We start from the raw sequence: 12979 nt of genomic DNA on the forward strand, positions 1-12979 counted from the left end.
AACCAGCCGTACACACCCGAAGAAGTCCGCGAAGCCCTGCAGATCGGCCCGGACGCCCCGATCATCACGACCGACGCCCGCCACCGCGCGGACGCGAAGTCGACGCTCATCACTCTCGTGGAGCACGCGCTGATGGCACGTCTGCGGTAAGCACCGCCGGGTAGCGGCTCGTTCGCCGGCGCCCCCGGGCCCCTCCTCACAGGAGGGGCCCTTCTTCATGTGTCGGCACACGCGATGTGCGGGTACGGCAAGAGGGGCCTCTCCGAAGCGGAGAGGCCCCTCGAAACGCGGCTGAGCGGCGGTCAGCCCTACGCGTGCCAGCTGTGCGGTGCGTGAAAACCCGGCTCGCGCTCCAGGCGGCGCCAGCCTGCCTTGGCGCGGCCTCGGTGGGCCGGGGTCGTGGTAAGCGGCTGGGCGGCGGCACGGGCCAGGAGGACGGCCGTGATGGCGGCCACTTCCTCGGGCTCGGCGTGGCCCTTCTCGACGCGGATGTCAGGGTTGCTCATGGGTCAGTCTCCGTGAGAGAGGGGTCCGCGGGGTCGCCGCGGCGGGTCCGCTCGGTTACTGCGGGGGGTTGCCGTGCTTACGGGAAGGCAGATCGGCGTGCTTGGACTGCAGCATCGCAAGTGACCTGATCAGGACTTCACGCGTCTCGGTGGGGTCGATGACGTCGTCCACGAGGCCTCGTTCGGCCGCGTAGTACGGGTGCATCAGCTCGGACTTGTACTCCTTGACCATCCGCGCTCGCATGGCCTCCGGGTCCTCGGCCCCGGCGATCTGTCGGCGGAAGATGACGTTGGCAGCGCCCTCGGCGCCCATCACGGCGATCTCGTTGGTCGGCCAGGCGTAGGTGAGGTCCGCGCCGATGGACTGGCTGTCCATCACGATGTAGGCGCCTCCGTACGCCTTGCGCAGGATCAGCGAAATCCTCGGCACGGTCGCGTTGCAGTACGCGTACAGCAGCTTCGCGCCATGACGGATGATTCCGCCGTGCTCCTGGTCGACTCCGGGAAGGAAGCCGGGGACGTCCAGGAACGTCACCAACGGGATGTTAAAAGCGTCACACATCTGAACAAAACGCGCAGCTTTTTCCGAGGCCTCGATGTCCAGGACCCCGGCGAGCGTCTGCGGCTGGTTGGCGATGATGCCCACCACCTGGCCGTCCAGACGGGCCAGCGCGCAGATGACGTTACGTGCCCAGCGCTCGTGGACCTCCAGGTATTCGCCGTCGTCGACGATCTCCTCGATGACCTTCGCCATGTCGTAGGGCCGGTTGCCGTCCGCCGGCACCAGGTCCAGCAGGCTGTCGCCGCGGCGGTCCGCCGGGTCCGTGGCCGCGACCCGGGGCGGGTTCTCCCGGTTGTTCTGCGGGAGGAGGGAGAGGAGGTAGCGCACCTCGGCGATGCACGTCTCCTCGTCGTCGTAGGCGAAGTGGCAGACGCCGGAGGTCTCGGCGTGCACATCGGCGCCGCCCAGCCCGTTCTGGGTGATCTCCTCACCGGTGACGGCCTTGACCACGTCCGGCCCGGTGATGAACATCTGCGAGGTGTCACGGACCATGAACACGAAGTCCGTGAGCGCCGGGGAGTAGGCCGCACCGCCCGCGCACGGGCCGAGCATCACCGAGATCTGCGGGATCACCCCGGACGCCTTGGTGTTGCGCTGGAAGATACCGCCGTAGCCGGCGAGCGCGGAGACACCCTCCTGGATACGGGCACCCGCGCCGTCGTTCAGCGACACCAGCGGCGCACCCGCCGCGATCGCCATGTCCATGATCTTGTGGATCTTCGTGGCGTGGGCCTCGCCCAGCGCACCGCCGAAGATGCGGAAGTCATGGGCGTAGACGAAGACCGTACGGCCCTCCACCGTGCCCCAGCCGGTGATCACACCGTCCGTGTACGGCTTCTTGGCCTCCAGGCCGAACCCGGTCGCCCGGTGCCGACGCAACTGCTCGACCTCTTGGAACGAGCCCGGATCCAGCAGCAGCTCGATACGCTCCCGCGCCGTCAGCTTGCCCTTGGCGTGCTGTGCCTCGGTCGCCTTCTCGCTGGGGCCTGCCAGGGCCCGTGCACGAATCTCGTGCAGTTCGGCGACGCGCCCGCGTGCGTCCGTGGGCCCGCTCCCGGTGTCTACAGCCTCGTCCAAAACGGTCATGTAGTGACCTTACGAAGCCGACCATGGAAACCGGGCCGTCGACTCCGCACAGTCTCCGGCCCGTTTTCCTGGTACCACCGAACAGAACCACACCCTTATGCAGCCGATCTGACTGCTCAGGGGGCCTTGGCGTTGTGGGGGTCACACAAACCCGTCAGTCGAGTGCCACTTCACACACATGGGTCACACATGCCATCCCTGGAGTGACACGGAACCTCGAACGGCCCCCTGAGGTCTCCACCTCGACGCTCGGGTCGGTGCGTACGACGGCTCGTACCGGACGGTCCCAGACGATCTCCAGTGGCTCCCCGGTGCGGGGTGGCTCGCTCACGCAGAGTGTCGCCGTCCTGCCCCGGTGGCGCAGAAGGACACTAGCGCCCTCCCCCATCGCGGTCAGCCCGTCCACGGTACCCGCCTGCCAGAAGTTCGCCGCCGTCACACCGAGGGAGGGCACACCGACGGCCTGGCATGTCGCGTCGTTCGCGAGGACGGCGAGCCAGTGGTGGTCGGCGGCACGGGCCGCGACCTGCCCGCGCGTGGCGCCCGGCATCAGGACGTAGGCGTACGAGGCGTCCCGCGGGTCCGTGCCGTGGTCGAGCCAGAGTGTCTGCCACTGCCGGGTACGCCGTTCGGGGGTACTGCTGGTGTTGATGTCGGACCAGGCGCCGGTGCGCTGCTCCCGCAGCGCGCGCAGGTCACCCCCGGCGGGGAACAGCCAGCCGCCGTGGCCCTCCAGGTGGGCCCAGCCGTGTCCCCGTACGAGGGAGTGCGTGCCGCGCTCGCCCAGGTCGCGGTTGTCGACGACCGTCTCGACGGGGACGCCGTCCGAGCAGGTGATCCCGGCGCCCAGGCAGATCACGGCTTCGTCGACACAGAACCACGACTTGCGGGCTTCGAGCGTGGACTGAAGGCCTTTCAGGTGCTGGCCGACCGCCGCGTAGGTGCCGTCGGTCGTGCCGCCCACCCACCGCACGTCCGGCTTCGGCTCGCCCCACTCGCCGCCCGCCCGGTCGGCGAGCCGCTTGGTGGAGACGGTGGTGCCGGGCAGGCGGTACCAGTCGACCGTGGGCCAGTACCAGTCCGTGTACTGGCCCGACTCCCCCGCCGCCCACCACAGCACCATGCCGGCGCCGGTGTGCCAGCCGCGCGGGTTCTCGCCGTTGCCGCTCTCGTAGTGCGCGATGCGGTTGGAGGACATCGAGATGTTCAGGGTGAAGCGGGCGCCTCGGTGGACAGCCCGGTCCATGGCGGCGAACAGGCGGTGGCCGGCGGGCTCGGGTGCGGCGGGCACCGCGGAGCGGGCGATGGCGTGCAGCCGGGCCAGGTCCGCGACGTCGAACTGAGGTGCGGTGAGGATCGGGGTCACGGTGTCCCGGGCGATCCACCCCTTGACCAGTCCGTGCCAGCGCCGGCGCTCGGCTTCACTCGCCGCGCCCGCGAGGAGGGCGATCGCCGCGATCAGCGCCTGCCCGTGGAAGTGGTCGCTGCGCATGACGTGCAGGTCGTCACTGGTGAGGTAACCCCGGCTGATGGCACGCCCGTTGACGCTGTCCATGACGAGTCCGTCATGGATGAGGGGTGCGTAGGCGTGCTCGACGCTGTCGAGGACGATCTGCCGCTGGGGGTCGGTGACCTCCCAGGAGGAGTCGGCGAGGAGGGTGAACAGCCGTCCGAGGCCGTCGAGCATGACCTGGCCGTAGGTGCCGGAGTACGCGATCTGGGTGTGCTGCACGAACGAGCCGTCGGCGTAGAGCCCGTCGCCCCGGGTGACGTACGGGAAGACCGGCGAGAGGGCGTCGCGGGCGAGGGCGATCCGGTCGGGCGCGCGTCCCGCGATGCCGCGCAGGGCGACGCTGCGGCAGAGGTCGACGCGGTTTGCGCCGGTGGAGGTGCCCGAGTAGTCGTGCAGCGCGGAGTCGGGGATGAAGTGGTCGACGGCGGCGAGGGCGGCGTCCCGCAGTGTGTCGCTCAGGTGGTCGTGCAGGGCCGTCACGATGTCCATGAGCGGGCGGGGGCTGCCGATCTGCCAGTGCCACCAGTTGCCGTAGGGGGTGGTCGAGGGGTTGAAGACGGCGGTGAGGACGTGCTCGAGGCCCCGCAGGACGTCGGCGAGGAGATCCGCGTCGCCGGTCGAGCCGGTGCCGCCTTGGACGTACGCCTGGGTCATCGTCCACAGCCGGTCGAAACTCTGGGTGATGCCGTCGGGCGGGTCGAACGGGTACTGGGGCCAGAGGGAGCCGGTGGCCGGTGCCATGGTGGCGCGAAAGCCCCGGGCGAGATCGCCGGTGCGGGCCAGGCGGGAGGCGTAGGGCTCGGCGGCGGGGTCGTAGCCGGTGCCCAGGGCGAGGTCGAGCCAGCGGCGGCGCAGGGTGTCGAACTCGTCGGAGGAGGAGGGGACTTCGCCCGGCGGGACGGAGGCGGGGACGGCGACGGTGGCCGCCAGGGCTGCGGTCAGGAACGTGCGACGGTCGGACGTCATGACCCTTCATCGTCGTCACGCACGGCAACACGGGCAACACGTTTTTCAATGCAGTTGAAACTTGAACAGAATGGGCTTACTGTCGACGTAGTCCAAGTCGTTGAAGCTTAAACAGCTTCGGCGTCGCGGCCTCCTGCGGAGACCGCGCACCCGTCCCCCAAGGAGCACCTCATGGGCATCTTCGGCCGCAAGACCAGCACCGACCTCACCGCCGCCGCCACCGTGCCGGCCGCCGCCGTGAACCCCGACCTCGCCGCGCTGACCGGCGAGTACACGCTGGACCCGGCGCACAGCACGATCGGTTTCGTGGCGCGCCACGCCATGGTCACCAACGTCAAGGGCGGCTTCCAGGACTTCGAGGGCACACTGCGCCTCGACGGTACGGACCCGTCGCGGTCCACGGCCTCGATCGACGTCCGGATGGAGAGCATCGACACCGGTAACGCGGACCGCGACGGCCACCTGAAGAGCGCGGACTTCTTCAAGACCGACGAGCACCCGACGATGACGTTCCGCTCCACCAAGGCGCAGGCGCTGGGCGGCGACGCGTTCCGGATCACCGGCGACCTGACGATCCTCGGCACCACCAAGCCGCTCGCCATCGACCTGGAGTTCAACGGCGCGGCCAAGGACCCGTTCGGCAACGAGCGCGTCGGCTTCGAGGGCACGACGCAGATCCTGCGGTCGGAGTGGGGCCTGACCTGGAACGCGGCGCTGGAGACGGGCGGCGTGCTGGTCTCGGACAAGATCAAGCTGGTGTTCGACATCTCGGCGATCAAGCAGGCGTGAGCCCGGCCGCCGGGTCACGCTCGGCGCCCGTCCTTGCGATGGGGAGGGCGGGCGCTTGGGCGTGGGACGGGCGGGCACCCAGGGTCATTCCCCTTCGTACAACCGCGGCAGATCGACCAGGATCACCTCACCCCGGGTCTCCGCCGCCCTCAGGTCGTCGTTGAATCCCGCCCCGCTGTAGCACGCGAGCCGCACGGCGGACATGTCGACGCCACGCGCGGCGAGCAGCGACCGGACCCGGCGCAGACGGTCCAGATGACCCATGCCCATGACCTGGTCCCACTTGGCCTCACCCAGGGACAGCAGCACTCCGTTGTCCTGCCCGACCGCGCCGCGCACCACCACGTCGATCTCATGGCTGGTGCGCGCTTCCGGATCTGCGACGGTCCCGTACGACACCTCGATGGGCATGCCGCCCAGCGTGTCCGGCGACGCGAAGTGCGCCACCCACTCCCGGCAGACCTGCTCGAAATGCGGTCCCACGACGGCGGAGAGGAATCGGGCGCGGGAACTCTCCCAAACCTGTTCCGCCGAGCCGCGGTCCAGCAGGGCACGTCTGGGCCGGGCGATGGCGTGGTCGAAGCCGATCAGTGGCTCGTCCACCCGGTAGACGCTCCGGTTCGCCCGGAAGGCGTCAGTCTCTCTGCGCACGAGTCCGCAGTCCTGCAGGACGGTCAGCGGATGCGTGATGTCGCTGGTGGGGCGTTCCAGGAAGCTCGCGATACCCCCCGCTGTGGCGTTGCCCGAGGCGAGCGCGGCGAGGACGGAGTGGTACAGGGCCCGGTCGCGCAGATCGGATTCGTCCGCCAGGAGATAGCGGGCCTCGCGGTACAGCGGAGAGCGAGGGGAGAGCGCGGTACGGCAGACCCAGGCGTCGAAGTCGTCAAGGCCATCGGGTACGTCGTCGCGTACGAACTCCTTGCGGTACGCCGGGGTACCGCCCACCACGCTGTGGACGAGTAGCGCGAGCCGTGGGACGTCGATGCCCCAGAAGGCCGCGGCCTGTCGGAAGTCCAGTGGCTGGACGACGAGTTCGAGTCCCGCGCGCCCTCGCAGGGGCGAGGCGTCACTGAGCAGCTTGCCCATGAAGGAGAGCGAACTGCCGCAGAGCAGCAGCCTGGTACGGGATTCCAGCCGCTCGGGGCGGCGGGGGCCATAGGCGACCTGCACGATGGAGGGCAGGGACGGCGTCGCCCTGGTCAGGTAGGGGAACTCGTCGAGGACGACGGGCAGGGGCCGCTCTTTGCCGAGCGCCAGGAGCGCGTCGATGGCGTCCTCCCAGCGGTCGAACCGCATCGGGGCGACGCTGCCGCTGTACTGGCCCAGCTCCTCGCCGAAACGGCGCAGCGACTCCGCCTCGGTCGCCTCGTACGCACAGAAGTAGAACCCTCCGGCTGCGCGGGCGAGGGAGTCGAGGAGGAAGGACTTGCCCTGCCGCCGTCGGCCGGAGACCACGGCCATCGTGGCCTCCGGGCCGTCGTCGGCCGCGAAGGCGGTCAGCTCGCTCCACTCCCATTCGCGGTCGAACATGTCGGAGGGCCGAGGGACGCTGGGCCGGGGGCGGGGCATGGGTCTCCAGAGGATAGGGAAGTGCGTTTCCCGGAAGTACGTTTCCCCTAACGAGCGACGCGGGTCGGTCACGGCGTAGATGAACGTAGGTTCGAATTCGCAACCAATACGATCTTGCCGAGCGCCGCTCCCCGACGCGGAGGACTCCGTCGGCGTGCAGGGTCAGGCGCAGGCCGAAGCCCGCGAGGTTATCGCCCGATGCTCCGGTGCCATCGGAGCTCGCCTTCGTGCCATTCGCCGGTGGGCGTGAGCCCGGCGGCGGTGGCGACGGCAGCGGATGCCCGGTGCTCGGGGTGGATGTGGGCGATGACGGTGTGTACCGGCTGTCCGCTGAGCCAGTCGACGAGGCCTCGGGCCGCTTCGGTGGCAATGCCTCTTCCCTGCCACGGGGTCCCCACAACCCAGGCGATCTCGGCGAGGAGGCCCTGCCCGGAGGGACTGACTGTCGCCTGGACCGTGCCCGTCAGGCAGGAATCATCGCGGAGTCGGATCACCCAGTTCAGCCAGGTGACGGCCGGATCGGGAGAGCCTGCGCTCATGCGCTGGTAGCGGGAGCGCAGGGCCTGCGGGGTGTCCGGAGTGCCGCCGATGAAGGCGTGCAGGGCCGGATCGGACAGTGCTGCGGCCATCTCCTCGGCGTGCTCGATGTCCAACGGCAGCAGGTCCAGCCGCCTGGTTCTGATGGCCTGGGCCACGAACGTGCTCACACTGCTCCCCCGGTGCGTCGACCTCACGATCAGGCGGTGACCGGCGTACCGATGCCGTGCAGCAAGGTGCCGACGACGCGTGTGGCAAGGGCGTCCATGGCGGCGTCGCTGTCCGGCGCCTGAGTGGCGGCTTCGTGGATGAGGGCGTAGTAGACGCGCCGTGCCCAGTCCAGGTCGGCGTCGGGTGGGAGCAGCCCGGCGTCGCGGGCGCGGACGAACAGCCGCTCGCACTGGGCCAGTACGTCGGCGTGCACGCGTGCCACCTCGGGAGAGTCGGTGGGCAGAGCACCCATGGCGAAGCCCCATCCGATCTTCACGCGGAGCACGTTCACGGTGACCTGGTAGAGCGCGACGGCGGGCGGGGCGGTGTCCGGCCGGGCCGCTTGGACGGCCTCGTGGAACCGCTGCGTCGCCCATGCTGCCAGCGCCCCGATCAGCGCCTCCCGTGAGGCGAACCGCCGGTGAACGGTGGTCCGCGCGACTCCGGCGGCCTCGGCGATCTGCTCCATCGTGGCCGCCGGGTTCGCGGACAGCACGCGCTCGGCGGCTTCGAGGATCGCACGCACCGTCCGCTCGGTGTCGGCGCGCAGCGGTTTCGCGGAGGCGGGCAGCGCCATGGGTGCGGATCCTTCCGGATGGGTGACGACCCCATGAGAGTACGCCCGTGCGGCAACTCATCAATAACTTGCAACATTGGTGATGCATGTTCTAGCTTCTGTGCAGCTTTGGAGATGCATCTAACTGTGGAGGACCTCATGGATCTGCATTTGAGCGGGAAGACTGCCCTGGTCACGGGCGCCAGCCGGGGTATCGGGCTGGCCGTCGTCCGCGCCCTGGCCGCCGAAGGGGTACGCGTGATCGCCGCTGCCCGGACTCCCACCCCGGAACTGACGGCGGCCGGCGCGATACCGGTGGCAGCGGACCTGTCCGACCCCGCCGCAGCCGGGCCTCTGGTCGCCGAGGCCGTGGGGGAGCTGGGCGGTATCGACATCCTGGTCAACAACGTCGGCGGCGGCGACGGTGGTCTGAACGGCGGCTTCCTCGATGTGACCGACGCGCAGTGGGCACAGGTGGTGGACCTGAACTTCTTCGCCACCGTCCGCGTCACCCGCGCCGCCCTGCCCACCCTGACAGCCACCCGCGGCGCGATCGTCAACGTCTCCTCCATCGGCGCCCGCGTCCCGCACGGCGGCCCCATCGCCTACACGACGGCCAAGGCCGCGCTCACGGCGTTCGGCAAGGCGCTGGCGGAGGAGTTCGGGGCACAGGGCGTACGGGTGAACACCGTCTCGCCAGGGCCGGTCCGCACCGCCATGTGGGAGAGCCCGACCGGCTACGGCGCCGAACTCGCCACGGCCATGGGTGTTCCCCACGCAGAACTCCTGGCCGGACTGCCCACGGCGATGGGCATGCTCATCGACCGGCTCGTCGAACCCGAGGAGGTCGCAGCCCTCGTCACCTACCTCGCCTCGCCGCTCGCCGCCGCGACAACCGGCACCGACCACCTCATCGACGGTGGAGCGGTCAAGACCGCGTAGTCGCTCACGCGTCACGCCACCTGAACAGGGCCGAGCCCACCGCCAGCAACCCCAGCGCGTACGCCGCCAGGACGCCCAGGCCCGGCCAGGGGGCGATGGGCAGGTGGGCCAGGTTTCTCGTCGCCTGGATCGACAGGGCCGCCGGCATCGGAGCCCAGCGTTCCAGCCGGTGCTGCCAGGTGGGTGAGTGGAGGATGTCCGCCATGAGCGGGGCGAGGTAGAGCAGGCCCAGGCCGAGGGTGATCGCGGCTGCCGTGTCCCTCAGCAGCGTGGCCAGGGACAGGCCCAGCAACGCCACCAGCATGAGGCAGAGGACCGTGCCCGTCGCGGGGCGCGCCGGGTGCACGAGCCGGACGCGCTGCGCGACTCGTCGATCAGCTCCATGAGCTGACGCAGGCCGGGCTGCGGCCGGCGCTGCACACCGGTGTCCGCGTCCTCCCGCAGCACGCCCAGCAGCCGCCGCATCTCCGGACCGGCTGCTGGCGGAGGGGCTGTCGAACCCGGAGCTCGCCGGCCGCCTGCGGGTCGGTGAGGAGACGGTCAAGACGCACGTCAGCCGCGTGCTGTCCAAGCTCGGGCTGCGCGACCGTACGCAGGCCGTCGTCCTGGCGTACGAGTCGGGGCTGGTCGTGCCGCGGATGCCGTAGGCCTCCCGGGCACCGGGAGGCCCCTGCGGACTCCGCCGGCTGAGTCAGAACCCTCCGCCGAAGTCCCCGCCGCCGCCGAAGTCCCCTCCGCCGCCGTCGCCGAAGCCGCCGCCGAAGTCTCCGGGGTCGAAGTCGGCGCCCGAGACGTCCCCGCCGTCGTAGCCGGCACCACCGAAGTCGCCGTAGCCGGTGCCGTAGTCGGCCGCGTACGACGGGGTGGACATCATGCTGCCGAGCACCGTGCCCACCAGCAGGCCGGGCAGCATGCCGCCGCCGAAGTAGCCGCCCGCCCAGGGGCCGTAGGCCGGGCCGGCGTCCCAGTAGGGGCGGCGGCCGTACTCCGTGTCCACCTCGCGGACCATGGGATCGCGGCCGTCGGCCAGCCGGGCCTGGTCGGCCGCGCAGACGGGAACCTCGCGCGGGCTGCCGCCCGGGGGAGTCCAGGTCGCGTCGGCCAGGGACGGGCCGTGGCGCGGGTCGAAGAAGCAGGGCGCCCGGCGTTCGGGCAGCGGCCTGCCCTCTCGCCTGGCGGCGAGCACCGCCAGCGAGAAACGACCGTCCTCCAGGGCCTGGGTCACGGCCTTCACGTCCTCGGGGCGCTGTGCCGACGCCATGAACGACTTCGCCTGTTCGTACGCGTCCAGCGCCCGCTCGTAGTCCGCGCGCATGGCGTCGTCCGCACCCGGCTCCCCCGGCTGGAAGTCGAGGCGGTCCAGTTCTTCGCCGAAGGCGGTGATGTCCTCGTCGACCACGACCCGCAGCCGCTCGAGCGAGGCCCGCTGCTCCTGCTCCCGCCGACGCCTGTTCACCCGTACGAGTGCGTAGGCGCCCGCGCCACCCGCGACGATCACCGCGCCCGCCGTGATCAGGGCGGTGGACGAGAGGCCGCCGCCCGTCCCCGAGGTGCCCCAGGTCGACGGGGCGTGGCCGCGGACATTGGCGAGCGACCGGTCGGTGAAGTCGTTCAGCTGGGCCGTGGCGCTCTCGCCCCGGACGCTGGCGGTCAGGTTCCGCACGGCGTTGCGGGACAGGACCGAGGAGTCAGCCCGCGCGTCGAAGCGGTCACCGAGACGGATCGCGTACACACCGGTGATGCCGGTGGCCGTGCGCAGGTTGGAGAAGAGGTTCTGGGTGGGGTAGTCGGCGGGCAGGACCACCACGAAGACGGGCTTGCCGGCGTCCTTGATCTTCTTCGCGAGGGCGTCGGCGTCGTGGGGCGGCAGTTGTCCGGAGGCCGCGGGGTCGACGTACACCGGGCCCTTGCGCAGTGCCTCGGCGATGACCGAGACACTCGTCGCCGCGTGCGCGCGGGGTGCCCCCGTGGTCAAGACCGTCAGGACCGCTATGAGCAGGGCGACCAACGGTACGGCGAATATACGAACTGGCCTGGCGTTCATATTACGAAGCTACCTGAATGCCCCGTAAAGGTGCCGTTCCGCCCCGGGAGGCGGGACGGCACCACGGCCCCGGTGTTACTCCGCCGGTTCCACGCCCGCGCGCAGCAGACCGTACGTGTAGGCGTCCTCCAGCGCCTGCCACGACGCCGCGATCACGTTGTCCGCCACGCCCACCGTGGACCATTCGCCCGTGCCGTCCGACGTGGAGATGAGGACGCGCGTCGTGGACTGCGTGCCGTGCTTGCCCTCCAGGATGCGGACCTTGTAGTCGACCAGGCCGAGGTTGGCGAGCTCGGGGTAGATCCGCTCCAGGGCGACCCGCAGGGCGCGGTCCAGGGCGTTGACCGGGCCGTTGCCCTCCGCCGTGGCCACGATGCGTTCGCTCTTCGCCCAGAGCTTGACCGTCGCCTCGTTGGCGTGGCTGCCGTCGGGGCGGTCCTCGACGATCGCCCGCCAGGACTCCGTGCGGAAGTAGCTGAGCGGCTTGCCCGCCACCTCCTCGCGCAGCAGCAGCTCGAAGCTCGCGTCCGCCGCCTCGTACGTGTAGCCCTTGAGCTCGCGCTCCTTCACGCGCTCCACGACCCGGCCGACCAGCTCCCGGTCGTCGCCCAGGTCCACGCCGAGCTCCTTGCCCTTGAGCTCGACGGACGCCCGGCCCGCCATGTCGGAGACCAGCATCCGCATGGTGTTGCCGACCAGCTCGGGGTCGATGTGCTGGTACAGGTCCGGGTCCACCTTGATCGCGGACGCGTGCAGGCCCGCCTTGTGGGCGAAGGCCGATACGCCGACGTACGGCTGGTGCGTGGAGGGGGTCAGGTTCACGACCTCCGCGATCGCGTGCGAGATGCGCGTCATCTCGCGGAGCCTGCCCTCGGGGAGCACCTTCTTGCCGTACTTCAGCTCCAGGGCCGCCACCACCGGGAACAGGTTGGCGTTGCCCACCCGCTCGCCGTAGCCGTTCGCCGTGCACTGCACGTGTGTGGCGCCCGCGTCCACCGCGGCCAGGGTGTTCGCGACCGCGCATCCCGTGTCGTCCTGGGCGTGGATGCCGAGGCGGGCGCCCGTGTCCGCGAGGACCGTGGACACCACCGCGTGGACCTGGGCGGGCAGCATTCCGCCGTTCGTGTCACAGAGGATGACGACGTCCGCGCCCGCCTCCGCCGCCGCGCGCACCACCGACTTCGCGTACTGGGGGTTCGCCCGGTAGCCGTCGAAGAAGTGCTCGCAGTCCACGAAGACCCGGCGGCCCGCCGCGCGCAGATGGGACACCGTGTCCCGGATCATCTCCAGGTTCTCGTCGAGCGTCGTGCGCAGGGCCAGCTCGACATGGCGGTCGTGGGACTTCGCGACCAGGGTGATCACCGGTGCGCCCGACTCCAGCAGCGCCTTGACCTGGGGGTCCTCCGACGCCTTGCCGCCGGGCCGACGTGTCGCGCCGAAGGCGACCAGCTTGGCGTGTTTGAAGTCGATGTCCTGCTGTGCGCGAGCGAAGAACTCGGTGTCGCGTGGATTGGCACCGGGCCAGCCGCCCTCGATGAAACCGACGCCGAAGTCGTCCAGGTGCCGTGCGATGGCCAGCTTGTCCGCGACAGTGAGATTGATGCCCTCGCGCTGCGCGCCGTCACGCAGCGTCGTGTCGAAGACGTGGAACGAGTCGTCGAGCTCGCTGGTTTCCGTCATGGTGTCAAGGCTCCTGTGT

Annotated in this window: 11 protein-coding genes and 2 pseudogenes; 4 read left to right on the forward strand and 9 right to left on the reverse strand. The window is 70.3% G+C overall.

What is annotated here, in order from left to right; genetic code table 11:
• Window positions 1-150 (forward strand): annotated as a pseudogene (locus tag ACWDEX_RS19380) (ATP-binding protein); the annotation flags it as partial.
• Between the two features lie 158 nt (window positions 151-308).
• On the opposite strand, the gene ACWDEX_RS19385 reads toward ACWDEX_RS19380, so the two are convergent.
• The 3 genes from ACWDEX_RS19385 to ACWDEX_RS19395 form a co-directional block, all read right to left on the reverse strand.
• Window positions 309-506, reverse strand: coding sequence for an acyl-CoA carboxylase subunit epsilon (locus tag ACWDEX_RS19385; protein ID WP_450464810.1), 198 nt, complete (start codon window positions 504-506; stop codon window positions 309-311).
• Window positions 507-561: 55 nt separating this feature from the next.
• A complete protein-coding gene (locus tag ACWDEX_RS19390) occupies window positions 562-2154 on the reverse strand; it encodes an acyl-CoA carboxylase subunit beta (RefSeq protein WP_450464811.1) in 1593 nt (530 codons plus the stop codon).
• A gap of 154 nt (window positions 2155-2308) precedes the next feature.
• Window positions 2309-4633 carry a polysaccharide lyase 8 family protein gene (locus tag ACWDEX_RS19395; RefSeq protein ID WP_450464812.1) on the reverse strand — a complete coding sequence of 775 codons (2325 nt, stop codon included), beginning with the start codon at window positions 4631-4633 and terminating at the stop codon, window positions 2309-2311.
• A gap of 171 nt (window positions 4634-4804) precedes the next feature.
• Here ACWDEX_RS19395 and ACWDEX_RS19400 point away from each other — a divergent pair, with 171 nt between their 5' ends.
• A complete protein-coding gene (locus ACWDEX_RS19400) occupies window positions 4805-5422 on the forward strand; it encodes a YceI family protein (protein ID WP_450464813.1) in 618 nt (205 codons plus the stop codon).
• An 84-nt stretch (window positions 5423-5506) separates the two neighbouring features.
• Here the strand turns inward: ACWDEX_RS19400 and ACWDEX_RS19405 are convergent, their stop codons facing one another.
• The 3 genes from ACWDEX_RS19405 to ACWDEX_RS19415 all read right to left on the reverse strand — a co-directional run bounded on the left by ACWDEX_RS19405 (window position 5507) and on the right by ACWDEX_RS19415 (window position 8315).
• Entirely contained in the window at window positions 5507-6991 is a 1485-nt protein-coding gene (locus tag ACWDEX_RS19405) for an ATP-binding protein (protein ID WP_450464814.1), read from the reverse strand.
• 188 nt (window positions 6992-7179) lie between these two features.
• On the reverse strand, window positions 7180-7698 hold the full coding sequence (locus ACWDEX_RS19410; RefSeq protein ID WP_450464815.1) for a GNAT family N-acetyltransferase: 519 nt from the start codon (window positions 7696-7698) through the stop codon (window positions 7180-7182).
• A 29-nt stretch (window positions 7699-7727) separates the two neighbouring features.
• Window positions 7728-8315, reverse strand: coding sequence for a TetR/AcrR family transcriptional regulator (locus tag ACWDEX_RS19415; protein ID WP_450464816.1), 588 nt, complete (start codon window positions 8313-8315; stop codon window positions 7728-7730).
• A gap of 138 nt (window positions 8316-8453) precedes the next feature.
• Between ACWDEX_RS19415 and ACWDEX_RS19420 the strand changes: the two genes are divergently transcribed.
• Window positions 8454-9236 (forward strand): SDR family NAD(P)-dependent oxidoreductase, encoded by a 783-nt coding sequence (locus tag ACWDEX_RS19420; RefSeq protein WP_450464817.1) that lies wholly within the window; start codon window positions 8454-8456, stop codon window positions 9234-9236.
• A gap of 4 nt (window positions 9237-9240) precedes the next feature.
• On the opposite strand, the gene ACWDEX_RS19425 is transcribed toward ACWDEX_RS19420, so the two are convergent.
• The gene (locus ACWDEX_RS19425) at window positions 9241-9540 is read right to left on the reverse strand and encodes a hypothetical protein (RefSeq protein WP_450464818.1); all 300 of its coding nucleotides are present in this window, start codon (window positions 9538-9540) and stop codon (window positions 9241-9243) included.
• Window positions 9541-9652: 112 nt separating this feature from the next.
• Here ACWDEX_RS19425 and ACWDEX_RS19430 point away from each other — a divergent pair.
• Window positions 9653-9883: pseudogene (locus tag ACWDEX_RS19430) on the forward strand (response regulator transcription factor); the annotation flags it as partial.
• Window positions 9884-9927: 44 nt separating this feature from the next.
• Here ACWDEX_RS19430 and ACWDEX_RS19435 read toward each other — a convergent pair.
• Both ACWDEX_RS19435 and cimA read right to left on the reverse strand, forming a co-directional pair.
• Window positions 9928-11280 carry a hypothetical protein gene (locus ACWDEX_RS19435; RefSeq protein WP_450464820.1) on the reverse strand — a complete coding sequence of 451 codons (1353 nt, stop codon included), beginning with the start codon at window positions 11278-11280 and terminating at the stop codon, window positions 9928-9930.
• 75 nt (window positions 11281-11355) lie between these two features.
• A complete protein-coding gene (gene cimA / locus ACWDEX_RS19440; protein ID WP_450464821.1) occupies window positions 11356-12960 on the reverse strand; it encodes a citramalate synthase in 1605 nt (534 codons plus the stop codon).
• Between the last annotated feature and the right edge of the window lie 19 nt (window positions 12961-12979).

The sequence above is a fragment of the Streptomyces sp. NPDC001020 genome, assembly GCF_053599115.1.

Coding starts and splice junctions, on each gene's coding strand:
- ACWDEX_RS19405 (WP_450464814.1), bottom strand. CDS start 6,991: ATGCCCCGCCCCCGGCCCAGCGTCCCTCGGCCCTCCGACATGTTCGAC.
- ACWDEX_RS19395 (WP_450464812.1), bottom strand. CDS start 4,633: ATGACGTCCGACCGTCGCACGTTCCTGACCGCAGCCCTGGCGGCCACC.
- ACWDEX_RS19390 (WP_450464811.1), bottom strand. CDS start 2,154: ATGACCGTTTTGGACGAGGCTGTAGACACCGGGAGCGGGCCCACGGAC.
- ACWDEX_RS19400 (WP_450464813.1), top strand. CDS start 4,805: ATGGGCATCTTCGGCCGCAAGACCAGCACCGACCTCACCGCCGCCGCC.
- ACWDEX_RS19435 (WP_450464820.1), bottom strand. CDS start 11,280: ATGAACGCCAGGCCAGTTCGTATATTCGCCGTACCGTTGGTCGCCCTG.
- cimA (WP_450464821.1), bottom strand. CDS start 12,960: ATGACGGAAACCAGCGAGCTCGACGACTCGTTCCACGTCTTCGACACG.
- ACWDEX_RS19385 (WP_450464810.1), bottom strand. CDS start 506: ATGAGCAACCCTGACATCCGCGTCGAGAAGGGCCACGCCGAGCCCGAG.
- ACWDEX_RS19420 (WP_450464817.1), top strand. CDS start 8,454: ATGGATCTGCATTTGAGCGGGAAGACTGCCCTGGTCACGGGCGCCAGC.
- ACWDEX_RS19415 (WP_450464816.1), bottom strand. CDS start 8,315: ATGGCGCTGCCCGCCTCCGCGAAACCGCTGCGCGCCGACACCGAGCGG.
- ACWDEX_RS19425 (WP_450464818.1), bottom strand. CDS start 9,540: ATGCTGGTGGCGTTGCTGGGCCTGTCCCTGGCCACGCTGCTGAGGGAC.